22 protein-coding genes are annotated in these 25,294 nt (G+C 35.6%); 15 read left to right on the top strand and 7 right to left on the bottom strand.

Features of this window, described 5'->3' with window-relative positions; translation table 11 throughout:
- Positions 1–19: 19 nt before the first annotated feature.
- From BMX24_RS10725 to gldG, 9 genes are all read left to right on the top strand, one after another.
- A complete protein-coding gene (locus BMX24_RS10725; RefSeq protein WP_089792371.1) occupies positions 20–2,503 on the top strand; it encodes a beta-mannosidase in 2,484 nt (827 codons plus the stop codon).
- Between the two features lie 116 nt (positions 2,504–2,619).
- The gene (locus BMX24_RS10720; RefSeq protein WP_089792369.1) at positions 2,620–3,528 is read left to right on the top strand and encodes an AEC family transporter; all 909 of its coding nucleotides are present in this window, start codon (positions 2,620–2,622) and stop codon (positions 3,526–3,528) included.
- A gap of 429 nt (positions 3,529–3,957) precedes the next feature.
- The gene (gene priA, locus BMX24_RS10710) at positions 3,958–6,405 is read left to right on the top strand and encodes a replication restart helicase PriA (RefSeq protein ID WP_089792364.1); all 2,448 of its coding nucleotides are present in this window, start codon (positions 3,958–3,960) and stop codon (positions 6,403–6,405) included.
- Positions 6,406–6,565: 160 nt separating this feature from the next.
- Positions 6,566–8,035 (top strand): D-alanyl-D-alanine carboxypeptidase/D-alanyl-D-alanine endopeptidase, encoded by a 1,470-nt coding sequence (dacB, locus tag BMX24_RS10705; RefSeq protein ID WP_089792362.1) that lies wholly within the window; start codon positions 6,566–6,568, stop codon positions 8,033–8,035.
- Positions 8,036–8,121: 86 nt separating this feature from the next.
- On the top strand, positions 8,122–10,047 hold the full coding sequence (locus BMX24_RS10700) for a M1 family metallopeptidase (protein WP_089792360.1): 1,926 nt from the start codon (positions 8,122–8,124) through the stop codon (positions 10,045–10,047).
- 91 nt (positions 10,048–10,138) lie between these two features.
- Positions 10,139–11,335: a glycine C-acetyltransferase gene (kbl, locus tag BMX24_RS10695; protein WP_089792358.1), complete on the top strand. Its 1,197-nt coding sequence runs from the start codon at positions 10,139–10,141 to the stop codon at positions 11,333–11,335.
- Positions 11,336–11,570: 235 nt separating this feature from the next.
- Positions 11,571–12,116: a CopD family protein gene (locus BMX24_RS10690; protein WP_089792356.1), complete on the top strand. Its 546-nt coding sequence runs from the start codon at positions 11,571–11,573 to the stop codon at positions 12,114–12,116.
- A gap of 103 nt (positions 12,117–12,219) precedes the next feature.
- Complete coding sequence (locus BMX24_RS10685) at positions 12,220–12,948, top strand: ABC transporter permease (RefSeq protein WP_089792354.1); 729 nt, start codon at positions 12,220–12,222, stop codon at positions 12,946–12,948.
- A 4-nt stretch (positions 12,949–12,952) separates the two neighbouring features.
- On the top strand, positions 12,953–14,623 hold the full coding sequence (gene gldG / locus BMX24_RS10680; RefSeq protein WP_089792352.1) for a gliding motility-associated ABC transporter substrate-binding protein GldG: 1,671 nt from the start codon (positions 12,953–12,955) through the stop codon (positions 14,621–14,623).
- Between the two features lie 45 nt (positions 14,624–14,668).
- Here the strand turns inward: gldG and BMX24_RS10675 are convergent, their stop codons facing one another.
- From BMX24_RS10675 to BMX24_RS10645, 7 genes are all read right to left on the bottom strand, one after another.
- Entirely contained in the window at positions 14,669–14,986 is a 318-nt protein-coding gene (locus tag BMX24_RS10675; RefSeq protein WP_089792350.1) for a type II toxin-antitoxin system RelE/ParE family toxin, read from the bottom strand.
- On the bottom strand, positions 14,980–15,213 hold the full coding sequence (locus BMX24_RS10670) for a hypothetical protein (RefSeq protein ID WP_089792348.1): 234 nt from the start codon (positions 15,211–15,213) through the stop codon (positions 14,980–14,982). The genes BMX24_RS10675 and BMX24_RS10670 overlap by 7 nt, the downstream gene beginning before the upstream one ends.
- Before the next feature lie 171 nt (positions 15,214–15,384).
- Entirely contained in the window at positions 15,385–16,854 is a 1,470-nt protein-coding gene (locus BMX24_RS10665; RefSeq protein WP_228404781.1) for a P-loop ATPase, Sll1717 family, read from the bottom strand.
- A gap of 61 nt (positions 16,855–16,915) precedes the next feature.
- Positions 16,916–17,830, bottom strand: a complete 915-nt coding sequence (locus BMX24_RS10660) for a helix-turn-helix domain-containing protein (RefSeq protein WP_089792346.1) — start codon at positions 17,828–17,830, stop codon at positions 16,916–16,918.
- 462 nt (positions 17,831–18,292) lie between these two features.
- The gene (locus BMX24_RS10655; RefSeq protein ID WP_089792344.1) at positions 18,293–19,132 is read right to left on the bottom strand and encodes an SDR family oxidoreductase; all 840 of its coding nucleotides are present in this window, start codon (positions 19,130–19,132) and stop codon (positions 18,293–18,295) included.
- A 114-nt stretch (positions 19,133–19,246) separates the two neighbouring features.
- A complete protein-coding gene (locus BMX24_RS10650; protein WP_139176823.1) occupies positions 19,247–19,576 on the bottom strand; it encodes a hypothetical protein in 330 nt (109 codons plus the stop codon).
- Positions 19,577–19,708: 132 nt separating this feature from the next.
- Positions 19,709–20,137: a DUF4268 domain-containing protein gene (locus tag BMX24_RS10645; protein WP_089792883.1), complete on the bottom strand. Its 429-nt coding sequence runs from the start codon at positions 20,135–20,137 to the stop codon at positions 19,709–19,711.
- 142 nt (positions 20,138–20,279) lie between these two features.
- On the opposite strand from BMX24_RS10645, the gene BMX24_RS10640 reads away from it, so the two are divergent.
- From BMX24_RS10640 to BMX24_RS10615, 6 genes are all read left to right on the top strand, one after another.
- Positions 20,280–20,687, top strand: a complete 408-nt coding sequence (locus tag BMX24_RS10640) for an RrF2 family transcriptional regulator (protein ID WP_076393217.1) — start codon at positions 20,280–20,282, stop codon at positions 20,685–20,687.
- A gap of 88 nt (positions 20,688–20,775) precedes the next feature.
- A complete protein-coding gene (locus tag BMX24_RS10635) occupies positions 20,776–21,468 on the top strand; it encodes a phosphoadenylyl-sulfate reductase (RefSeq protein WP_089792340.1) in 693 nt (230 codons plus the stop codon).
- A gap of 22 nt (positions 21,469–21,490) precedes the next feature.
- Positions 21,491–22,399 carry a sulfate adenylyltransferase subunit CysD gene (gene cysD, locus BMX24_RS10630; protein ID WP_089792338.1) on the top strand — a complete coding sequence of 303 codons (909 nt, stop codon included), beginning with the start codon at positions 21,491–21,493 and terminating at the stop codon, positions 22,397–22,399.
- A 68-nt stretch (positions 22,400–22,467) separates the two neighbouring features.
- Positions 22,468–23,709, top strand: coding sequence for a sulfate adenylyltransferase subunit 1 (locus tag BMX24_RS10625; RefSeq protein WP_089792336.1), 1,242 nt, complete (start codon positions 22,468–22,470; stop codon positions 23,707–23,709).
- A 180-nt stretch (positions 23,710–23,889) separates the two neighbouring features.
- Positions 23,890–24,774, top strand: a complete 885-nt coding sequence (locus BMX24_RS10620) for a sulfite exporter TauE/SafE family protein (RefSeq protein ID WP_089792334.1) — start codon at positions 23,890–23,892, stop codon at positions 24,772–24,774.
- Positions 24,775–24,864: 90 nt separating this feature from the next.
- Entirely contained in the window at positions 24,865–25,155 is a 291-nt protein-coding gene (locus BMX24_RS10615; protein WP_089792332.1) for a putative quinol monooxygenase, read from the top strand.
- Positions 25,156–25,294 lie beyond the last annotated feature (139 nt).

Genomic DNA, 25,294 nt, shown 5'->3' with positions numbered 1-25,294 from the left:
CGTTTAAATCAAATAATTGATGAATAAAACTATCCTTTTTGCTTTCTTTTTCATTCAAAATATCTTTTTTGGACAATATTCAGAGCGAAATTTATCCTCTGAAAAATGGCAATTTAAAAATTCAAAAGATAAAAATTGGCTGATCGCCACGGTACCGGGGACAGTTCATTTGGATTTGATGAAGAATAATATTATTCCGGATCCTTTTAAAGATGAAAATGAGAAAAAAGTTCAGTGGATAGAAAATGAAGATTGGGATTATCAGACTTCATTTAAAATGTCATCAAAAGAATTAGAAAATCAAAATATTGAATTGGTTTTTAATGGGTTGGATACTTTTTCAAAAATTTATTTAAATGGAAAATTAATTCAGACTACGGATAATATGTTCAGGAAATGGACAATTCCCGTTAAGCAAAATGTGAAAAATGGCGAAAATATTTTACAAATTAAGTTTAAATCGGCTGTAAATGTAGGAAAAGAATTGGCGAAAAAAGTTCCGTTCACCGTGCCGGAATCGCCGAGAAGTTATGTAAGAAAAGCGCAATACCAGTTCGGCTGGGATTGGGGACCAAGATTGGTGACGGCTGGGATATGGAAAGATGTAAAACTCAATTTCTGGAATCAGGCCAAACTTGAAAATGTAAAAATCGAACAAAAAGTTTTAACAAAACAAAAAGCTGATTTAAATATTCATGCTGAAATTATAGCAAATAATAACGGAAACTATAGGATTTTAATAAACGGTCAATCTCAAAATATTTCGTTAAAACCTGGTTTAAATACTATTTCTGTACCTTATCAAATTAAAAATCCGAAACTTTGGCAGCCGAATGGTTGGGGCGATCCGAATGTATATGAATTAAAAATCTCTCTTCAAAAAGATTCAAAACGTATTGCTGAAAAATCTGAACGAATTGGTTTAAGAACGGTTGAATTAATTCAGGAAAAAGATGCAAAAGGAAAATCTTTTTATTTTAAAGTCAATGGAAATCCGATGTATGCAAAAGGCACCAACTGGATTCCGGCCGACAGTTTTTCACCGAGAATCAGCAAAGAAAAATATCAAAAACTCATCAAAGATTCCAAAGAAGCGCACATGAATATGATTCGTGTCTGGGGCGGCGGAATTTATGAAGATGATGAATTTTACAAAGCTTGCGACGAAAACGGAATTTTGGTTTGGCAGGATTTTATGTTTGCGGGAAGTTTTTATCCGGGAGATGAAAATTTTCAACAAAATGTAGAATTAGAAGTAAAAGATCAAATCAATCGACTTCAGAACCATCCATCCCTAGCTTTATGGTGCGGAAATAATGAAATTGATGAAGCAATTGTCAATTGGAAATTTCAAAATCAATTCAAATATTCTAATGAAGATTCTTTACAGGTTTGGAAAGATTACAATAAAATTTTTCATGAAATTATTCCAAATGCCATAAAAAAATACGCAACAAGAGACAAAACGATTTATTGGCCAAGTTCACCTTCTATCGGGTGGGGGCATAAAGAGAGCTTGACTGAAGGTGATTCTCATTATTGGGGTGTTTGGTGGGGAGAGCAGCCGTTTGAGATTTATAATGAAAAAGTTCCAAGGTTTGCATCAGAATATGGCTTTCAGGCAATGCCAACACTGGAAACCACAAAATCTATGTTCTCCGGAAAACCTGATTTAAGCCTGCAAAACGGAACCATTAAAGCTCACGAAAAACATTCCAGAGGTTGGGAAATCATTGATAATTACATGAAGCGCGATTATAAAAGCCCAACAGATTTTGTGAAATATAATTATATTTCCCAGCTGCTTCAGGCTCGTGGAATGCAGATTGCCATCGAAGCCCATCGTCGTGCAAAACCTTATAATATGGGAAGTTTATATTGGCAGCTGAACGACTGTTGGCCTGTTGTTTCGTGGTCTTCGATTGATTATTTGGGAAACTGGAAGGCGCTGCATTACCAGATCAAAAGAAGCTTTGAAAATCAGGTGATTTTGACAGAGGAAAAAGATGGAGTCTTGAATTTTTTTGCCATAAATGATGAACTGAAAAAGTTTGAAGATGTAAATTTGGAAATTCAGGTAATTAATTTCAAAGGTCAGATTTTAAAGAAAATATCTTCAACTCCGAATGGAAAAAATTTGATTGAAATAACAATATTAGACCCTGTTAAAATTAAAAATTTAATAGGAAATAACAATAAAAGCGAAGTTTTTTTACGACTCATTTTAAAAGATAAAAACGAAAAAATAATTGTTGAAAATACTCATTTCTTCGTAAAACCAAAAGAGTTAAAACTATCAAAGCCAACCATCAAAATCAAGAAAATTTCTCCAACAGAAATCGAAATTTCCACTGATGTTTTAGCGAAAGATGTATATTTAATCGGAGACACTCACTTTAGTGATAATTTTTTTGATTTATTACCGAAAACGTCAAAGAAAATCAAGCTTTCAAAGTCTTTGGAGAAGATGGAGGTGATGAGTCTTTGGGATGCGATGAATTAATATATAAAGTTATAAAAAACAAACATTGAAAAAACTTTATTCGATCCACATTAATAATAAAATTTTCAACCATCAAATAAAAAATCAACCGTAAATTTGTTTCATATTTTTCAATTATGGTAAATTTTGTTCTGATCGCAATATGCATTATCGCAGGAATGGCTCTCAAGGCAACAAAATCTATCCATCCTGACGCGCACAAAGGCATCAACACCTGGATTCTTTACCTAGCGCTTCCGGCAGTTTCATTCAAATATCTGCCTAAAGTTCATTGGACGATGGAAATGCTTTTTCCCGTTGCTGCAACGTTTTTAATTGCTGTTGTCTGCTTCGTTTTCATGGCGATTTATAGTAAAATCAAAGGATATTCGGGGAGATCGAGAAGCACATTAGAACTGGTAAGCGGTTACAGCAATACTTCATTCATCGGGTTCCCGCTGATTTCGGCTTTTTACGGCGAAAGTCTCCTCAGCATCGCCATTATCTGTGATCAGACCATGTTTTTTTCCCTTTCTACATTGGGAATTATTGCTGCGGTAAGAGGAGGAAGCAGATCCGGAAAAGTAAGTGCGGCATTTATAGTAAAAAGATTAATCACTTTTCCTCCTTTGATAGGATGTATTTCAGCTTTAGTCTTATCTCGGTTTATAGATTTCACTTTTGCGGAGCCGCTTTTCGACAAACTGGCGGCAACATTAAGTCCGCTCGCTTTATTTTCAGTTGGGTTACAGTTGAAATTCAACGGATGGAAAAAATTAATCCCTCAAATGTCGGTTTCATTACTGTATAAATTAATTATAGCACCGGCTATGATTTTAGGGCTTACTTTATTATTAGGAGTAAAGGGAAATGTCGCTAAAATAACGGTTTTCGAAACTGCAATGCCTACGGTTGTCACTTCAAGTATCATTGCAGAACAATTCAGGTTAAATACCAAATTAACGAATTTAATTATAGGATTCAGTATCATCGTAGGATTTTTTACTTCCGCAATTTGGTATGAAATTATAGAATATTTTTTCTAGTACAATCCCTGGAATCATATAAAAATTGAAACTCTCTTAGACATTCACACAAAACATTAAACTCGAAACCGAATCTCATTAGGAGCTTTTTCCAGCTTTCCACTATATCTTTTTTGTTGCGGCCGACGCTTCGCGCCGGCCGCAACAAAAAAGGATGCCGTTGCAATCTGGGCTAGTATCGTAGGATAGGTGGCTTCGAGAGCCTCAGCCACCAAAGAAATTTCAGCCGATATAGGTAACAATCACGATGACAGAAAGTTTGTTGTGTTATAAGCATCTAAATTATATAGTTAAATGTTGCCTGGATAATGATTAACGGAAAGAATATCATCATTACTATTCAAAAAAAATCTTAGTCTTCACAATGACCAAAACAAAATATTGCAGTTCTCTGAAGAAAAATCTAATTTTACATTTTAAATATTTCCCTTGCAGTACGCTCAGATAGTTTTACCATTAAACTTAAAAGGATCTTTCACTTACAAAGTTCCTGAAGAATTACAACCTGAAATTCAGATAGGAATGCGGGTTTTGGTTCCGTTTGGTGGGAAGAAAATTTATACCGGAATTGTGTTTGAGCTTCATGACCAGGCGCCGGAAAATTTTGTGGTAAAAGAAGTTATCAGCATTTTGGATGATCAGGCGATCGTTCCGCAGGAGCAAATTAACTTCTGGAACTGGCTTTCAGATTACTATTTGTGCGGGCTGGGCGAGATTTACCGTTTTGCATTTCCTTCTTCTTTAAAGCTTGAAAGTGAAACATATTTAAAATTAAAACCCAATATCACAGTCGATTTTGAAAATCTTGATGTGAATGAAATGTATCTCGTTCAGGCCTTGGAAGTTCGACAGCTGATTAATCTTACGGATATCGAAGCGTTTATTCCGAAAAAAGATATTATTAAAACCGTCAATTCACTTATTGATCTTCAATATATTGAAATCGACGAAAAAATTGCTGAAAAATATAAAGCAAAAGAGGTTGCTTACGTTAAAATTAATGATGAAGTTTTAAAAACTCAAAATCTTACGGAAATTCTTTTAACATTAAAAAGAGCTCAGAAACAGAAAGAACTTTTCCTGAATATTCTTGAAAAACAGACGGAAAATCCTGATTTACATATCAAAAAATCCGAACTTTTTGAAGACGGATATTTTGCCGGTTCGCATTTTAAAGCGTTGGCAGATAAAAATCTTGTTGAAGAATATTATATGCAAAAAGACAGGATTGAAAGCTATGAAGGCGAAATTGAAGAGATCGAAGAACTTTCCGAAACTCAGAAAATAGCAAAAACGGAAGTTGACGAAGCCTTTGAGGAAGGGAAAAATGTTCTGCTTCATGGGGTGACTTCATCAGGGAAAACACATATTTATTTAGAGAAAATTGAAGAATGCATCAATGAGGGAAAAAATGTTTTGTTTTTGCTTCCAGAAATTTCTTTGACCAAACAAATTACTCAACGATTAGAAAAAAAATACGGTCGTCAGTTGGGATTTTATCACCAAAAACTCACCGATTTTGAAAGGGTGGAAGTCTGGAGAAGAATCCGGCAGAATGATATTAAAATCCTTATCGGAACGCGAAATGCACTGTTTTTACCTTTCCAGAATTTAGGGCTGGTTGTTGTGGATGAAGAGCACGATTCCGCTTACAAACCGAGAGAGGTTTCTCCTTATTTTAATGCTAAAGATGCGGCATTGGTGTTCGGAAATTTTTATGGTGCAAAAGTGATTTTGGGATCTGCAACCCCTTCTGTTGAAAGCTATTACAATGCCAGAAAAGATAAAATGGCTTATGTTTTTCTTGAAGAGCGCTTCGGAAATGTAAAATTACCTGAATATGAATTAATTAACTTTAAAGAAGCTCAGGATTCCAAAAAAGTTTCCGGGAATTTTTCTTTGAGATTAATTGATGAGATCAAGAAAACCTTAGAAGAGAAAAATCAGGCTATTGTGCTTCACAACCGCCGTGGTTATGCGAATGTAGTGGAGTGTGAAACCTGCGGATATGTGAATTATTGCTCGAATTGTGACGTTGTCATGACTTATCATAAGGCTGCCAATGAAATGAAATGCCATTATTGCGGTCAAAGGGCTTCAAAACCGAAAGCATGCCCGAAATGTCATTCTGAAAATCTGAATGAAAGAGGAGTGGGCGTTGAGCAAATTCACGAAGAAGTTTCAAAATTATTTCCTGAAAATGAGGTAGATAGAATGGATGTTGATTCTATGCGGAAGAAATTTGCCTACGAAAAATTATACGAAAAAATTGAAGATCGGGAAACGGATATTGTGGTCGGAACGCAAATGATTTCTAAAGGATTAGACTTTAATCATATTGAGTTGGTGGCAATTCCCAAAGCGGATTCTTTATTGTATGTTCAGGATTTCCGAGCCGAAGAAAGGGCTTATCAGCTGATCACACAGGTTTCCGGCCGCGCCGGAAGAGTTTCCGGAAAAGGGAAAATTTTAATTCAGACTTTTAATCCGGATCATTCTGTTTTCCAATTGATTAAAATGAATAACCCGGCGAAAGTTTACAAATATATTTTAACGGAGCGTCAAAAATTTCATTATCCGCCTTTCACAAAATTAATCATGATTGAGCTTAAACACAGAAGGGAAGACAAGGCAAACCGCGCTTCTCAATTCTTAGGTTCGATTTTAAGAAAATATCTTCCTGAAGATTGCGTTTTGGGTCCGGAAAAGGCTCAAATTGCGAGACTTAATAATCTATATCAATTTCAAATTATGCTTAAACTTCCGCGTGGTAAAAAGTATGAGGAATACAAGAAGCTGGTTTTGATAAGTCTAAAAGAATTTGACGAAATTACTGCTTATCATAGCATTAAAAAGGACGTTTTTGTTGATTTTTAACAATTTTTAACAAACTTTAAAAGGTTTTATAAGGGTTCTTTGAAGCTACTTATAGCAATATTCTATACATTTGACCGTTGATTATATGTTTGGTATTTTGATTTTCAATTTAACCAATTGATTTTTAGTCTATCCAAACTATAGCAAAATGAAAAAATAGATGGTAAATTTCAGAAAGTATATTTCAAGTGTTGCGGTGCTGGCTTCAGGATTTTTCCTTGCTCAGTCTACCGTTTCTACAGTTCTATATTCTCAGACTTACGACAATCAGAAAAGTTTAAACTTACCTTCCCCCATTACTTCAGTAGTGGAGAAAGCTATTTTGTCGCCTAAAGAGCTTGTAGATATCAATGTAAACACAATGATGACCGACCCCGTTTTGAAAAACGCAAACTGGGGATTCGTAGTGTATGACCCTAAAACGAAGAAAGTAATCTCTTCGTACAACGAAAATACTCCTCTGGTTCCTGCTTCTACAACGAAATTATTAACAACGGAAACGGCAATGAGCCTGTTGGGAGAAAATTATCGTTGGATGACTCAGCTGGAATATTCAGGAAGTATCGATGAAAATGGAGTTCTGAACGGAAATCTTTATATCGTAGGAAGCGGCGACCCATCTTTGGGTACCAATAAAGCCGGAGCCTGGTCGTACAGAGATATCGTTTCAGATTTCGTAGGTGGACTCTCTCGTGAAGGAATCAAAAAGGTAAATGGTGATATTATTATTCAGACAGCGCTTTTCAAAGGTAACATTTCGAAGCTTCCGGAAAATGTTGTTTGGCTAGAGAACAATAATTATTATTTGCCGGTGGGTTCTACAAGAGAAATCAATCCTGCCAATGAAAAATTAATTGTAAAGAAAGGAAATAATTTCTCAGGAGATAAAAAATTCTTCTATATTTCTCCTTACAATCAACAGATGGTATATGCAGATAAATATGATGGAGACGGTATTTTAACAACAAAATTACCTGATGCGCCGGCTTATCTCGCCAATACATTCAGAACGACTCTTGTAAAAAGCGGAATCGCCGTAACAGGAAAAGTAACGCCTAAAATGACGGATGCAAATCCTGAAAACAGAAAGTTGGTTTCAGCTTACAAATCTCCTACGTTGAGCGATATTATTTATTATACCAATCAGCACAGTGATAATGGTTTGGCAGAAGCATTGCTGAAAACGGTTGGTTTCCAGAATTTAGGGGATCAGACTGCTGAATCGGGCAGAAGAGTGGTTACAGAACACTTGAAAAGTGAAGGTTTCGATATGATGGGCTTAAATTATATGGACGGAAGCGGACTTTCAAGAAGCAATAACGTAACTCCGATTGCTCAGGCTAAGTTTTTAACATCATTAATGGATGAAAAATATTATAAAACCTATTTTAATTCATTGCCGGTGGGAGGACAGTCGGGAACATTGAAAAGAATGTTTATTGGAACAGGAAACGGACAGGTTTTTGCTAAGACAGGTACTTTAAACAAAGTAAAAACATTAGCAGGATACATGAAAACGAACTCAGGAAAGACTTTAGTTTTTTCGTTAATGGTTAACAATTATGCAGGATCTGTAGATATGGTAAAGAAAAGAATGGAAAAAATTCTAGAACCAGCCTTAGATCTTTAAAAATATTTTTTATTTGAATATTGTAAAAACCTTTTAATCAATGATTAGAAGGTTTTTTTTATCTTTGATGTTATAATAACTTGAGTATGAGAAAATTTTACTTTTTAGTTTTGAGTGTTTTTGTTTTCCAGCAAATGTTTGCTCAGAATGATAATATTGATAAAAAAGGCCTGATTGACAAGGAAATGAAGTCTTTCACCCATAAAATGGCGGTTGGAAATGTCAATCCGAATACATTAAACTATGACCTTCAGTATCAGAGAATGGATGTAAGCTTAGATCCTTCTGTGTATAATATTTCGGGTTCGGTGACTTCTCATTTTAAGCCCAACCAGAGTATGAGCAGCATTTATTTTGATCTTACGAATACTTTGACGGTTTCTCAGGTTCAGTATCACGGAAATACACTTGCTTTTCAGCAGCTTCCTACTAAAGAGCTTAAGATCGATTTTCAGTCAGCACTCCCGGCTAATGTGCTGGATTCTTTGACGATAACATATTCCGGAGCTCCGGCTACAACGTACAATGCTTTTTCTACAGGATCACAAAATACAATACCGATTTTATCGACTTTAAGCGAACCTTACGGAGCACAGGACTGGTTTCCCACGAAACAAAGCATGAACGACAAGATCGACAGGTTTGATTTTAAAATAACAACACCTTCCCAATACAGCGTTGCCGCCAATGGAAAACTGATGTCTGAAACGGCACTTCCGGGAAGCCAGAAATTAACATTCTGGAGAACGATGTATCCGATGGCTTCTTATCTGGTGGCACTTTCTATTACCAATTTTGTTAAGCTTAATGACACCATAGGAAACCCGCCTTTTCCTTTTGTGAATTATATTTATCCGGCAAGTCAGGGAAATTCGACTATTATGTCCAATATCGACTGGACAAAACAGGTGATGAACACTTTTGAAACCTATTTCGGACTTTATCCTTTCAGAAATGAAAAATACGGACATATGGAATTCCAGTACAACGGCACTTGTATGGAGCATCAGACAATGTCTTCCATGAGTTCTTGGGGAAGAAGTGTAATTGCGCATGAGCTGGCTCATCAATGGTTTGGCGACAAGGTAACCTGCGGAGTCTGGAATGATATCTGGCTGAACGAAGGTTTTGCGACATTCGGGGAACATCTGGCCAATGAAAAATTATTGATGACGAACCCTCAGTTTATGAGTTATTTATTGGATCAGAAAAACTATATCACAAGCTCACCGGGAGGAAGTGTGTACGTAGCAGATTCGAATTTGGGAAATATCGGAAGTATTTTCAGTGGAAGATTATCGTACTCAAAAGGTGGATATGTTCTGAGAATGCTGAAATGGATTTTGGGTGATACAGCTTTTTATCAGGCAATTCAGGATTATCATTCAAGACCGAGTTTAGCTTATAATTATGTTAAAACTCAGGATTTAAATGCTTCTTTGCTGCAGTCAACAGGAATTAATTTTACAGAATTTTTCAATGACTGGATCTACGGCGAAGGATATCCGATCTATGACATCCGATGGAGACAATCCGGAGGTCAGATCATCATTAAAGCTGCTCAGACACAAAGCAGTCCGACAGTAAGCTTTTACGAAATGCCTTTGCCTATAAAAGTAAACGGAACAGGTGGTCAGGTTGCTTATTTTGCCTTAAATAATACGACGAACAATCAGTATTTTGTACAGTCGGTTGCCTTCCCTGTAGCAAGTGTGGAATTTAATTATGAATATCAGATCTTGGAAAAAAATTCAACAGTAACTCAGGATAATACTTTAAGTACTTCTGATGTTAATAAAGAGGAATTTGCACTGTATCCAAATCCAGCGAAGAACGAACTTTACGTGAAAGGAATTGATAAGCCTACCGATTTTACGATTTATTTTACTGATGGAAAACTGGTGAGAAAAGCAACGTATCAGTCTGCAAAACCAATCAATATTTCAGAACTGGTTCCCGGAACTTACCTGTTTAAGATGAAAGACAAAAATGTGAAATTCATTAAAAAGTAATAAACTTTACCTTATACAAAATAAGAAAGCTGTTTCATAAGATTGAAACGGCTTTTTTTATTAAATTAGCGCATCTTAAAAATTACTAGAAATGATCTCTAAAAAGTATCTTGAAAATTTACAGAACGAACTACAAAATATTGAGAATGACGGACTTTACAAAAGAGAAAGAATCATTACTTCTCAGCAAAGTGCGGAAATAGAAGCCAACGGGAAAAAGCTGTTGAACTTCTGTGCCAACAATTATCTGGGATTATCCAACAATCCGGAAGTGATGAAAGCTTCTCAGGATATGATTGAGTCTCATGGTTACGGGATGTCTTCTGTACGTTTTATCTGCGGAACTCAGGATATTCACAAGCAATTGGAACAAAAAATTGCCGAATTTTTAGGTCTTGAAGATACCATTCTTTACGCAGCTTGTTTCGACGCCAACGGAGGGGTTTTTGAACCCTTGTTTACAGAAGAAGATGCAATTATTTCAGATGAACTGAACCACGCTTCGATCATCGACGGAGTTCGTCTTTGTAAAGCGGCAAGATACCGTTACAAAAACAATAATATGGCAGATTTGGAAGCTCAGCTGATCGCGGCTTCTGAAAAAAATCACCGTTTCAAAATTATTGTAACAGACGGAGTTTTCTCAATGGACGGAATTGTTGCAGACTTGAAAGGAGTTTGTGATCTGGCCGATAAATACGATGCTTTGGTGATGGTTGACGACTCTCACGCAACAGGTTTCATCGGAAAAACAGGCCGTGGAACTCACGAAGCCAATGAAGTGATGGGTAGAGTAGACATCATTACTTCTACGCTAGGAAAGGCTCTTGGAGGTGCTTTGGGAGGATTTACTTCAGGTAAAAAAGAAATTATCGATATGCTGAGACAGCGTTCTCGTCCGTATTTATTTTCGAACTCATTGGCTCCGGGAATCGTGGGGGCAGCTTTGAAAGTATTGGAGATGATTTCTGATGACACTTCTCTTCGTGATAAAGTGATGGAAAACGCAGAATATTTTAGAACGGAAATGAAAGCCAGAGGTTTTGATATTCCAGATGGTGATGCTGCGATCGTTCCGGTAATGCTTTATGACGCGCCTCTTTCACAAAAAATGGCTGAAAAGTTGATGGATGAAGGAATTTACGTGATCGGATTCTTCTATCCTGTAGTACCGAAAGGAAAAGCGAGAATCAGGGTACAGCTTTCTGCAGCTCATACGAGAGAGCATTTGGATAAGGCGATTGCTGCTTTTGAAAAAGTAGGGAAGGAATTGGGAGTTATTTCTTAATTTGAAATTTTAAAAAAAAATATAGATGCTTCGACGGGCTCAACATGACATCGCTAATACTAGCTGTTTTAATAATGACTAAAATTATTTATTTTAAGTTTAGAACAATATCAGTTAACAGTGTCATGCTGAGCCTGTCGAAGCATCTTTCCAATAAATCTATATTTTCTTTATTAAATCATTTTTATTTTTAAAGAATATATAAAAACTTATCTTTGCACATAATTTTTTCTAAATGCTTTACACCATAATAAAAGCACTACACATTATCTTCATGGTAAGTTATTTTGCGGGAATTTTTTATCTCGTGAGAATTTTCGTTTACTATAAAGATACCGATGAATTTGCCGAGGATAAAAAGAAGATTTTAAGGGAACAGTATACGTTCATGGCGCGAAGGCTTTGGAACATCATTACCGTTCCGGCCGGAGTTATCATGACGGTTTGTGGATTGGTCATGATTTTCCTGAATTTGGGATTAATGAAAACACCTTGGTTTCATTTAAAATTAACTTTCCTTATCGGACTGGCAATTTATCATTACTGGTGCTGGAAAAAAGTTTTAAAACTCAAAGAACTTAACGGAAATACCCTGGAAACTGCCAATATCAAATTAAGACAAGCCAACGAAATCGCAACCTTTATTTTATTTCTGGTCGTTTTCACAGTAATTTTAAAATCAATGGTGATTGAATATTGGTGGCAATTAATTACAGGATTTCTCGTTTTGGTATTTTTGATTATGATGACGGTGAAATTGGTTAATAAAAAAAGAAAATAATAAAGTTATTAGTTATGAATGATGAGTTATGAGTTGATTAAATTACACTCAACAAGTAACTGGGAACTCATAACTAAAAACTTATAACTCATAACTAAAAAACATGTTTGCAATTTTTAAAAAAGAACTTTGGAGCTATTTTGGGAACTGGAGTGCGTGGATTATTATCGCGGCTTTCAGTTTGATAGCGACATTGTTTCTGTTTTTTTTCGAGAACGATTCCAATATTTTTGACATCGGGATGGCTTCTCTACAGAGCTATTTCGTTTTGGTGCCTTGGTTATTAATGTTCATCATTCCTGCCCTTTCTATGAAAACTTTTGCGGAAGAACAACAAACGGGAACCTTAAACTGGCTGTTTTCTCAACCGTTGAAAGTCTCGGATTTGGTTCTAGGTAAATTCTTATCAGTTTGGGTGGTTGGTATTTTATGCCTGATTCCTTCACTTATTTATCTTTACACCGTGTATGTTTTAGGTGTTCCGGAAGGAAATATTGACCTTGGAATGACCTTTGGAAGTTATTTCGGATTAATCATTTTAATTGCAGCATTTTCAGGAGTCGGAATTCTGGCTTCTTCGCTTTCTCAAAACCAGATCATGGCTTATCTGCTGGGCGTTTTCATGTGTTTCATCATGTATTTCGGGATCGAACAATTGGCTAGCTATAAGCTATTGGGAGGAGCAGATTTTATTTTGCAGAATATTGGTTTTTATCAGCATTTCTTAGGCTTTACGAGAGGTCTTATTGATTTTAAGGATGTTGCTTATTTTGTTTTAATCATTGGTGTTACGCTAGTTTTGTCCAACCATTTTATCAATAAAAAGAAGTAGAATTATGAAGAAGATACCATTCAAATCGCCATTCGGAATTTTACTGTTTGTTATTTTGCCGTTGGTCGTTATTCTTGCCTTTTCAGGAATCAGATTAGATTTAACAAAAGAAAAAAGATATACGCTTTCCGATAACACGATTAAGGTTTTAGAATCGGTCAAAAAACCTGTGACAGTGGATGTTTACCTGGAAGGAGATTTCCCTGCAAGCTTTAAACAATTGCAGAGTGAAACAAAATTCATGCTGGAGGAATTCAGAAAAATTAATCCAAAAATTGATTTTAAATTCATCGATCCGATTAAGAGTAAGATTTCTCAGGATACATTGATGGCCATGGGAATGCAGCCTTCTGTGCTTCCTGATGTGAAAGACGGGAAGGTTTCTCAGATTTATCTGTTTCCTTATGCGGTCGTAAAATATGGTGACAGAGGGGTTTCTATTCCGTTGGTGGTTCAGCAGACGGGAATAGATGCAGATCAGCAGCTGACAAAATCTATTGAAAATTTAGAATATAATCTGGTTTCAAATATCAAAAATATTGCGGTTGATAAAAGAAAGAAAATTGGGGTTTTGGTAAATCAGGATGAGTTGAGTCCGGATGAATTTCAGGGATTCATGCATCTTGCGTTGGAAAATTATGATGCAGGACCGATTATTCCTAAAAATCAGACAGAACTGTCTTTGGCGGATGTTCCTTTATTAAAACAAATGAATGCTCTGGTCATTGCAAAACCAAGAAAAGCCTTTACAGACGGAGAAAAAGTGATTCTGGACCAATACATCATGAACGGCGGAAAAACCCTTTGGATGATCGATGCCGTAAATGCCGAAATGGATACACTGACAAGGTCTAAAAAAGTAATGCCTTTCCCTGTAGACATCAATATGACAGACTTTTTCTTCAACTACGGAATCAGAATCAACCCTGCATTGGTGAAAGACGTGAAGAAATTTGCATTGTTGAGGCTGGTAACGGGAGAAGTGGGCGGAAACCCGCAGTACACAAGCCTTCCGTGGCCGTATTTCCCGTTGGGAATTGCTGAGAAAAACGATCCGATCACGAAAAATATCAATCCGGTAAAATTTGAATTCCCGACTTCCATCGATACATTGGGAGGAAGAAAAAATATTAAGACAAAAGTTCTTTTCGAATCGAGTGAAAGAACCTTATTGAAGCAGGTTCCGAATTATGTTGAATTAAAAGAAGTGGCCAGCGTCGACAGCCTCGGACAAATGGAAAAACCAAGCACTCCGAAAATCTACGCTGTAGCTTTGGAAGGGAAGTTTAATTCTGCCTATGCTTCAAGAATCGAAAGAAAATCGTACCCGAATTTCAAAAGCACAAGCCCTGAAAATAAAATGATCGTGATTGCAGACGGAGATGTGGGAAGAAATAAAGTGATCAAAGGGGAGCCGCTTCCTTTAGGCGTCGATCTTTTGACCAACGAACAATTCGGAAACGAACAGTTTTTAAGAAATGCTCTAGACTATCTTCTGGACGACAGCAATCTGATGGAACTGCGAAACAGAAACATCGAAGAACGTCTTCTCGACCGACAAAGAATCACAGAAGAAAAAAACAACTGGCAATGGTTTAATTTGCTGCTTCCTTTAGCAATTATCGGTATTTTGGGAGGGTTGTTCTTCTGGTTGAGGAAGAGGAAGTTTGGATAGGATATAGAAAAAGAGAGGCTTTTGGCTTCTCTTTTTTGTATACAATTATTGTCTTTCTTGAATTTTAGTAGGATTTTGTCTTACATCAAAAACATCACTTATTTCGATTCGGTTCTTTGTCTCATTAAACCAATAAATGATTTTGTAATTTTTATAAATCAAGTATCTGAAGTTTTCTTTTCTTGATAAAAGCAGTTCTTCTTTTTGTCCGATTTCTTTTTGGAAATCAAGTGTGTTTGCTTTTTCAACAATTCCAGTTACTAAATTTTTTGCAACTCGGGGACTGGCTTTTAATTTATAATAATCAAAAATATTCCTTAATTGTTCTTTTGCAAAATCTGTCCAGAATATTTTTACTACCATTGTTCGATTTCAGAAAGTAAATCATTAGAATCTATAATTCTATCATTTTTTGAATCGTCTAATGATTGATCAATTCGTTTATTTAACTCTTCAACTGAAAATGGTTTCGTGTGATCTTCTTTTTCTAATTTTGATAAAATATATTCTTCGATTTTATCAAAAAAACTTTCATCCTGCAGTTGGGCAAGATATGTGATTAAATTTAATTTTCTGGTTTGAATGTCCACGACTGATATATTTGAATCAAAATTACAAATTAATTTTTAAAGGAGAATTTATCATTTTTTATTTCTATTGATGATTATAGGTATTTTGGGAGGGTTATTCTTCTGGTTGAGGAAGAGGAAGTTTGGATAGGATATAGAAAAAGAGAGGCCAAAAGCTTCTCTTTTTTGTAATTAATCTGCACTAGGTGACAGTTTATTGAATATATCATCTATGGTATCTGGTTGTAGTGCCCATCTGTATGCAGGATGTATTTCCCAGTCATATCCAAAGTTAACAGTGGAATTCGAAAGATATCTATTTTCTTCGAAATATTTGCGATCAATTTCACCGTCTGCTAAAATTTTTCTTGCTGTTAGAAAATTTATTTTATATAGAAAATGTGCTAAATCTTGTGCAGTTGCAATCTTTGAATTCGCAAAAGTAAAACGATTTTGTTGGAGAAGATTATTTAATTTTAAATGTAATTCTGGAGTAGTAAATACAAAACTGTCAACATAAGCGATTTTTGATTTTTTTGATGGCTTCATTCCAAATATTAATTTTTCAATTAAAGGAAGTTCTGTTCTATATTCGTTAATTGTATCCTGAATTCTACCTTGTGAATATTCCTCAAATATATTTTGAAAATGTTCAGTTTTAATTAAATTAGATTTTGCTTTATGTGCTTCACGTCCTGCAAGAGTACAGAGTTTCACCAAATCTCTTGGCCTTTTTCTTATTAATGACATAAGAATTTTATACATAGCTTTATTTTCCCATTTCCCATGCCCTTGAAATTTACTTTCCATAACATTATCTAGATAAAAAGCCAGATGATATTGTTGAGTATTTAATAAGATATTTTCATCAAAATCTTTCTCAAAATATGTAAGAATTCTTTTTATGAGCATTATGAGAATTTCATGATTTGACCAACTATACCATACTACTGATCCCTCAATTTTATCTGTTGACTCATCTGATGTTCTAACCAAGAAATATACGTCAGACCTTAATGAAACTTTAAAACATAATCCGGGATTCTCGCTCGCTAAATCTCTAATTGAGTTCAAAAGTGCAGAAAGACGATTAATATCTTTTTTTTTACCTTCCCAACCACGATCTAAGTCATCAATATAAACTATAATTTTTTTAGTTTTTAAAAAATTATCTACAATCAATTTTTTTGAAGTAGATAGATCAACATTTTCTGTAGCAATTGTAATAGATTCGACAATAAAGTTTATTAGTTTTAAGCTATAGTTTGATAATTTATTAAGTGTAGATTTATCAGTTATTCCAAATTCATTGAAAACTTTAGATCCAATAATTTGATTAAGACCACTTTTCCACTTTCGTATTGATAATAGAAAATTATCTTCATCATTCCCAAGTTCGGCTATATCATCCGGTTTTATTAAAATAGGTAAATTCCCTTTATCAATATCTTCTGATATTGAAACTTTAAATAAAGCGGATTTTCCTATTCCTTTGTGGCCGACCAAAAGTCTAATTGGTAAATCAGCTGACACTCTTGCGAATGTTTCATTTTTAAAATAATATTCACGTAGTCTGTCGATTGGTTCACTTTCAGCATCTTCATATCCAAACAATCGTTGGATATTTTCATCTGAAAATTCCAGTCCTTTTACTTGTTTCATAAATAAGTTTTTAAGGTTATTAGAAGTTTTGATAAATATATAATTTTTTTATAATATTAACTCAATTAAACAACCTCCTAAACTCCCCCGGCGACTGCTGCACCTTCTGCTTAAACAACTTACTAAAAGACTGCGGATGCTCAAATCCCAGTTCATAAGCAATCTCGCTGACAGAAAGATTCGTTGTACTCAAACGTTCTTTTGCGGTGTCGATGATCTTATTTTGAATATGCTGCTGCGTATTTTGTTGAGTGTGAATGCGGAGTAAAGTTCCCAAATAATTGGGTGAAATATTCATCTGTTCGGCAATGGTTTTTACGGAAGGAATACCGTTTTCGATGAGGTTTCCGTTTTCAAAATACTGGGAAAGCACTTCCTCAAACCTTTCCAGCAATTCGTGACTGGATTTTTTCCGCGTAAAAAACTGACGCTCATAAAAACGCTCGGCATAAATCATGAACAGTTCCAGTTGGGCAACAATCAGTTCCTGTGTGAATTTATCGATATTCGTCTGATATTCTTTTTCGATATTTTTAAATAAATCAACAATAATTTTCTCTTCCTTATCCGAAAGAAAAAGCGCTTCATTGATCTGATAGCTGAAAAATTCATACGACTTAATTTTCTTCGCGAGAGAAGTTCCCCAAAGAAAATCAGGATGAATCAGCAGTAAATATCCTGTCGGTTCCACTTCAATACCGGGTTTCATTTCAAGGCTTAGAAACTGAAGCGGCGAAACAAAGCATAACACCCCGGAATCAAAATCATATTCCTGCTGTCCGTAATTGAACTTAGCATTCACATTCCGTTTCAGGCCGATCGAGTAGAAATTCTGTATCCATTTCAGTTCCGTATCATCCACAGGATAGCGTACTTTGCTGTAATCGATCAAACTGATCAGCGGATGCTCAGGATTCGGAAGATTGCAGAAAGCATGAAAATCAGAAAGCGAATTAAAACGAAATGTATTTTTCATAATGACTAAGTTATTTAATTATTTTGAATGTTGGATTGAATTTAAACCAGTAAGAGTTTATTTAAGAAGTTAAGTTTAATGAAGAAAAATCAGTTTGATTTTAAAATTTATTTTAAGGTGAAGCTTATCTTAATATTCTAAACTCCTTAAATAAATTCTTAATGATTAAAAAAATTATTATAAGATCCTTCGACAGGCTCAGGATGACAGCGCTAATACTAGCCGTCAAAATATACAGCATAACTTGCCAGTGTCATCCTGAGCGCGAAGCAGTCGAAGAATCTGTAAAGTTTCATTCTTCATTATTTTGAAAACTGAATTTGATTTATAGTTGAGATCCTTCGACAGGCTCAGGATGACAGCGCTAATACTAGCCGTCAAAATATACAGCGTAACTTGCCGGTGTCATCCTGAGCGCGAAGCAGTCGAAGGATCTCAATAAAGATTTAGATTTAAAAAAAATTAGATCACAGTAGAAAACGTCAAATCACTCCATTTCTCGGCATCCCCCGTAATAATCTGAATTTTATTATTCAGATATTCATCCGTTCCGCTTCCCAATAAGAAATGCACCGGTGGATTTTCCACTTCACTGATTGCGATGATGGCTTCTGCGCCTTTATCGGGATCATTAGGCTGGTTTCCATTAATTTCATCAAGGTGAGCCTGTTCAGAATTTCTCGCTGCTTCATACTCCGGAATTGAATTTTCGGGAGTTCTCACAGATTCTTTTGATAAGAAATCGGTTCTGAAATATCCTGGATAAACCACGGTTGCTTTTACTCCGAAATCTTTAATTTCCTCTGCCAAAGCTTCTGTTAAGCCTGCCACAGCAAATTTTGTCGAACAGTAAATTCCCCATCCCGGAAAATTCCCCGAATATCCTCCGATCGAAGAAATATTGAAAATATGTCCGGATCCTTGATTGCGAAGATGAGGCATTGCATTTCTGATGACGTTCAGTGTTCCGAAAACGTTTACGTCAAAATTGGCTCTTGCTTCCTTATCGGAAAGTTCTTCCAGTGTTCCCAATTGTCCGTAGCCTGCATTGTTCACCACAACATCCAATTGTCCGAAATGTTCAACTGTTTTTTCGATGGCAGATTTTACATTTTCATCATCAGTTAAACTTACTTCAAGCGGTAAAAATGTTTCAGATGCATTTCCGATTTCATCGATCAAGGTCTGCACATTTCTTGTGGTAGCCGCTACGCGATAATTCTGTTCTAATAATTTTTTGATTAAAGCTAATCCTAAACCTTTTGAAGCTCCTGTCACGAACCATACTTTTGTTGTTTCCATTTTTTAAATATTTTATTGTTGTTAAATGATGGTACAAAGTTGGCAAGATGAGAGGTTTTAAAAGTAGCCCAATCAACGAATGATGTAATCGAATCGTGAATTTGGATAAAAAGTTTATTTCATAGCGTCAGAAGCCAGATAAAAAATGGCTTTATTGATGATGTCGCTTTCTTTGTCTTTAAAAATAGTAATAAAATAAATGGGGGAATTTTTATTTTCGAAAAAATAAATAAGATTGTATTCGTGTTTTTTTAGGTCACAAATTCCCAGTTTATAAAGATAAAGATTTTTTGTAGTTCCGATATTCTTTGAGGCTTTTGGATTTAGCGAAATTTTTTCAATAATGGTATCAATAAATTCCGGAGTATATTTACCCTTAATCTTTTCAGAAAAGAAAGTGCTTAATATGACAGTCTGCATTTTGGTTAAAAAGTCTTTTTTCAAATATATAAAATTGAAACGAAAAAGAGAAACCCGAAAGTCTCTCTTATAAACTTAAAAACGGTTATTAATTTTAAAAAAAAACTTTGTTTGCTCTGCGTTAAAAAACAGTTAGAATTTTAATTATTATAAGTATCAAACATCCTTTATAAAATCCTCATACTCATAATAAAACCTCTCAAATCCATCCATTTTTTCGACAAAAAATTCAAAAATTTCCTGCCATGTATTTTTATTAAAGATAGAAACTCCGTGTTTTTCGACCCAGATCTTTGCAATCACTTTTCCGTTTTCGAGTGTAAAATATTCTTCTTTTGTAAAATCTCCGATAAAATCTTTCAGAATATCTTCCAGCGACCAGATCTTTTCATAATATGCATTTCGGAAAACTTCATCTTTCATTTCGATATCCAAAGAAACTTCCACTTTTTTATTGTCTGCATAAAACTTGAATGACAAATCCTTCACTTTTGTGTCATACAAAATCCATTTTCTTGGAAAAGACTTTCCAAAAGCCGTCCAAAATTCTTTTTTTAATTGCTGTGCTTCCTGTTTACTGAACATAGAGCAAAAATAGGTATTTTGTTTGGAAGCCGGAAGCCGGAAGAGGGAAGTAATAACATCGTTATAATCACTTCTAGCACCCATCTCCCAGCCTCCAAGCCAAAATATGTGCATTTCAAACTATTTTCTTATTTTTGTTGTAATGCTGTCTAAAAAATCTCAATATGCTTTTAAGGCGTTGTCATACCTTGTAGAAAAGAGGAATGACGGCCCGATTCTTATTTCCGAAATTGCGGAACACAAGAAAATTCCTTTAAAGTTTTTAGAAAATATTTTGCTTGAACTTAAAAAAGCGGACATTCTCGATAGTAAAAAGGGGAAAGGAGGGGGATATTTTTTTAAAGAAAATCCTGAAAACGTAAAATTGGCGAAAATCATCCGCCTTGTAAACGGGCCGATCGCACTTCTTCCTTGCGTAAGCTTAAATTTTTACGAAAAATGTGATGACTGCAGTGAAGATCATTGCGGCTTACATGATGTATTGATCGAGGTTCGCGACGCTTCATTGAATATTTTAGAAAAAAGAACTTTAATGGATTTGGTGGATTAACCGAGTCCTTTTTTTTGAATTATTAGTCTACTTATTTGGTGGGATAATAATTTTATTAGATATTTGCAGTACTTCAAATGAATAAATTATGATTTCAAAAGAAGATGCAGATACACTGAAACAGCTTTCAGCAGAGGAGGGATTGAAATTGATCTCATCAAAATTCCCGGAAGGAGTTGTTTTCTCAACATCGCTTGGTCAGGAAGATCAGGTCATTACGGATATAATCTTCAGAAACGGTTTACCAATAAAGGTTTTCACGCTAGATACGGGAAGACTTTTTTATGAGCATTACGAGCTGCTTTCACAGAACAATTCAAGGTACAAAATCCAAACGGAAGTCTATTTTCCGGAAGCTTCTGATGTAGAAAAATATGTGAATGAAAAAGGGATCAATGCTTTCTATCATTCCATTGAAAACAGGAAAGAATGTTGCTATATCCGCAAGGTAAAGCCTTTAAACCGCGCTTTGAATGGTGCTAAAATATGGATCACCGGTTTGCGTTCCGAGCAGTCGGAAAACCGTGAAAATATGCCTGTTATTGAATGGGATGAAGATCGCAAATTATTCAAATACAATCCATTAATTCACTGGAGTTATCAAAATGTTTTAGATTATTTAGATCAAAATAAAGTTCAGGAATTGTCTCTGCACAAAAAAGGCTTCATCAGTATCGGTTGTCAACCCTGCACAAGAGCGATCGTGGAAGGAGAAAATCCCCGTGCCGGCCGTTGGTGGTGGGAAAATTCACACAAAGAGTGTGGTCTGCATTCGCATTAATTCAAAAATTTTTCAAATAATAATGAGTACCTATACACTAGACTATCTGGAACAATTGGAGGCCGAAAGTATCTATATTATGAGAGAAATTGCGGCTCAGTTTGAAAAACCCGCTTTGCTTTTCAGTGGCGGAAAAGATTCCATCACGTTGGTTCATCTGGCAAAAAAGGCTTTTACTCCGATGAAAATTCCGTTTCCGTTGGTTCATATTGACACGGGACACAACTTCCCGGAAGCCTTGCAATTCAGAGATTATCTGGCGGAAAATATCGGTGCCGAACTGATTGTAAGAAAGGTGGAAGATACCATTAAAGCTAAAAATTTAACCGAACCCAAAGGAAAATTTGCATCAAGAAACTGGTTGCAGACGCACACTTTATTGGATACGATTGAAGAATTTCAGTTTGATGCCTGTATCGGCGGAGCAAGACGGGATGAGGAAAAAGCCAGAGCCAAAGAACGTTTTTTCTCTGTTCGTGACGAGTTCGGGCAATGGGATCCGAAGTTACAACGTCCGGAATTGTGGAATATTTACAACGGAAGGATCAACAAAGGTGAAAATGTACGGGTTTTCCCTATTTCCAACTGGACAGAACTGGATGTCTGGAATTATATTAAAAAAGAAAATATCCAGCTACCCTCGATTTATTTTGCGCATAACCGCGATGTGATCGAATATGACGGACAATTAATCGCCGTTTCAGATTTTATTCAAATTGATGAAAATGATACGATTGTGAATAAAAAAGTCCGTTACAGAACGGTTGGGGACATGACTTGTACCGCAGCCGTTGAAAGCTCTGCTGAAACTTTGGATGAGGTGGTGAACGAAATTACAGCATCAAGAATTTCCGAGCGTGGCGAAACGAGAATCGATGATAAAGTGACGGAAGCGGCGATGGAAGACAGAAAGAAAGGAGGATATTTTTAGGCTGGAAGATGGAAGCTGGAGGCTTTTAAAAACTCATTTATCACTCATAACTTATAACTAAATTACACGTGGACATATTAAGATTTATCACTGCAGGAAGCGTAGACGACGGGAAAAGTACCCTGATCGGAAGGCTTCTCTACGACAGCAAAAACATATTGATCGACCAGCTGGAAGTACTGGAAAAGCAATCGAAAAACAAAAACGAAAACGGAGTAGATCTGGCAATTTTAACAGACGGATTGAGAGCCGAAAGAGAGCAGGGAATTACGATTGATGTAGCGTATCGCTATTTTTCAACACCGAAAAGGAAGTTCATTATTGCAGATGCGCCGGGACATATCCAGTATACCCGGAATATGATTACGGGAGCTTCAAATTCACAACTGATTGTCATTCTGATTGATGCGCGGCAAGGCGTGATCGAACAAACGAGAAGACATTCGATCATTACGTCTTTATTAAAGATGAAAAATGTTGTAGTTGCCATTAATAAAATGGATTTGGTGGAATATTCTGAAGAAATTTTTAATGATATTAAAGCTCAATATCAATTGGTTGCGGAGAAATTAGGTTTAGAAAATGTCAATTATTTCCCGATTTCAGCATTTCATGGCGACAATATTGTTGCAAAATCCGAAAATATGGCTTGGTATGAAGGTTCGACCCTTCTGGATTTTCTGGAAGATGTTGAGATTAATTCAGCCAAAAACTTTGACAGTCCTCGATTTCAGGTGCAGTATGTCATTCGTCCGCAAACCGATGATCTCCATGATTATAGGGGATACGCGGGAGAAGTGATCTCTGGAATTTACACAAAAGGTGACGAAATTACCGTTCTTCCTCAGAATATTCAGACGAAAATTTCAAAAATAGAAACCGGCGGAAAAGAAGTGGATTCTGTTTTCACCAATCAGCCTGCCGTTCTGCATATTGAGGATGATATAGACATCAGCCGCGGCGATTTTCTGGTAAAAAATGAAAGCCTTCCGAAGGTTGAAAATGAAATTGAAGCCGTTGTCTGCTGGCTTGATAAGAAAGAATTAAATGAAGGAAATAAATATTTTATCCAGCATAAAAGCAAGATTTTAAAAGCGATTGTCAAAGAAATTGAATATAAAATTGATGTCAACACCTTAGAAAAAATGCCGACTTCCGAAAGTATTAAACTGAACGAAGTGGTAAAAGTCCGTTTGAAAACCGCTTCACCATTGGTTTTTGATAGTTTTGAAGAGAGCAATGCAACAGGAAACGCTGTTTTAATTGATGAGACGAGTAATTCGACGGTTGGTGCTGTGATGATTTTATAATTTGAATTAAATGTAATTTGAACCATTAAGAAAAGATGTAATAAGTTAAGTTTATTTAAGATAAATATTGAAGGTATTTTAAAAGTTTAAGTTATTTTTTTCGCTTGCAAAATCTTAATTTTCCTAAACTCCTTACATCTTTTCTTAATGGTTTAAAAATTTTAGAAAACATAAAAAAAAATGGTAATTTCCAGAAAAGTTCAGATCAGGCTCAATGTATTTTTTGTGACATTGGCAGTATTGTTTATCGCAGTTTTTTCGATGTATGAAATGGGCTATCTTGATGAACTTTTAACCATTTTAGCAAAAGACAATTATATTTTTTACTGGATGATGCTGGTTGGTTTTTTGGCGGAAATCGTCGCCGGATCAATGGGAATGGGCTATGGCGTGATTTGTACCACTACACTTTTATTTTTGAATATCCCACCGCATATTGTCAGTGCGAGTATTCATTCTGCGGAAAGTTTTACTACAGCAGCGGGAAGCATCAGTCATATCAAACTTAAAAATGTAAGTAAAAGTCTGGTAAAAAGACTGGCAATTCCTGCTGTGATCGGGGCGATTATGGGTGCCGTTTCCTTGACGTATCTTGGCGAATATTACGCGAAAATCACCAAAACAATCATCGCTTTTTATACCCTGTATCTTGGAATTCAGATCTTGTCGAATGCTTTTAAGAAAAAACAGGATAAAAAATTAAAAAGAAAAACCAATCTTACGAGATTAGGAGTGATCGGAGGTTTCATCGATTCCTTTGCCGGAGGCGGGTGGGGACCTTTGGTGACCGGAACTTTAATTAAAAATTCTTTTACCCCCAGATTTGCAGTGGGAAGTTCTACGGTGGCGAAATTTATTCTCACCCTTACGGCGGCCATTACTTTTATTTTCACTTTAGGAATCCAGCATTGGAACATTATTTTAGGACTTTTGATAGGAGGTATCGTTACCGCACCGTTTTCTGCCATGCTCACTGCAAAATTACCTGTGAAAAGTATGTTTATAGTCATTGGTCTGCTGGTAATTGTGATGAGTTCCATAACGATTTATAAATCTGTTTTTTAATGATTTTTCTCTTCTTTGTGGAAAAATAAAAGGCCGAAAAATATCTTCTACCCTGAAAATATTTTACTTTTACATCATTAAAAAAATAATATGAACATATATGTAATTGCGCTTTTCAAGTTTAATGAAAATTACCTGATGGAAGCGGTAGAGCTTTTTCAGACTTTGGTAAGAGAAACCAGAAAGGAAGAGGGATGTATTCAGTATGACCTTATCGAAGATAAAGATAATAAAGGAACATTTTTTATGGTCGAATTATGGGAAAGTGAAGAACACTTGAACCGTCACAGCGGGCAGGATCACTTGTTGGATTTCAGAAGAGATGCTTCCAAAATGCTGGAAAGCTCGACTTTAGTTTATAAAGGATTTAAAACATTGTAAGTTTTAGGCTGGATGTCTGAAGCAGGAAGCCGGAAGTTTATCATATTGAAAAAACTTGCATCCTCCATCTCCCATCTTCCAAACTTAAGCATAAAATCTAAAAGGCTGCTCACAATCGTGGACAGCCTTTTATTAGAAA

This window comes from Chryseobacterium wanjuense, from assembly GCF_900111495.1.
In the GTDB taxonomy this organism is placed as follows: domain Bacteria; phylum Bacteroidota; class Bacteroidia; order Flavobacteriales; family Weeksellaceae; genus Chryseobacterium; species Chryseobacterium wanjuense.
This window is presented reverse-complemented; position numbering and strand designations above follow the sequence as displayed.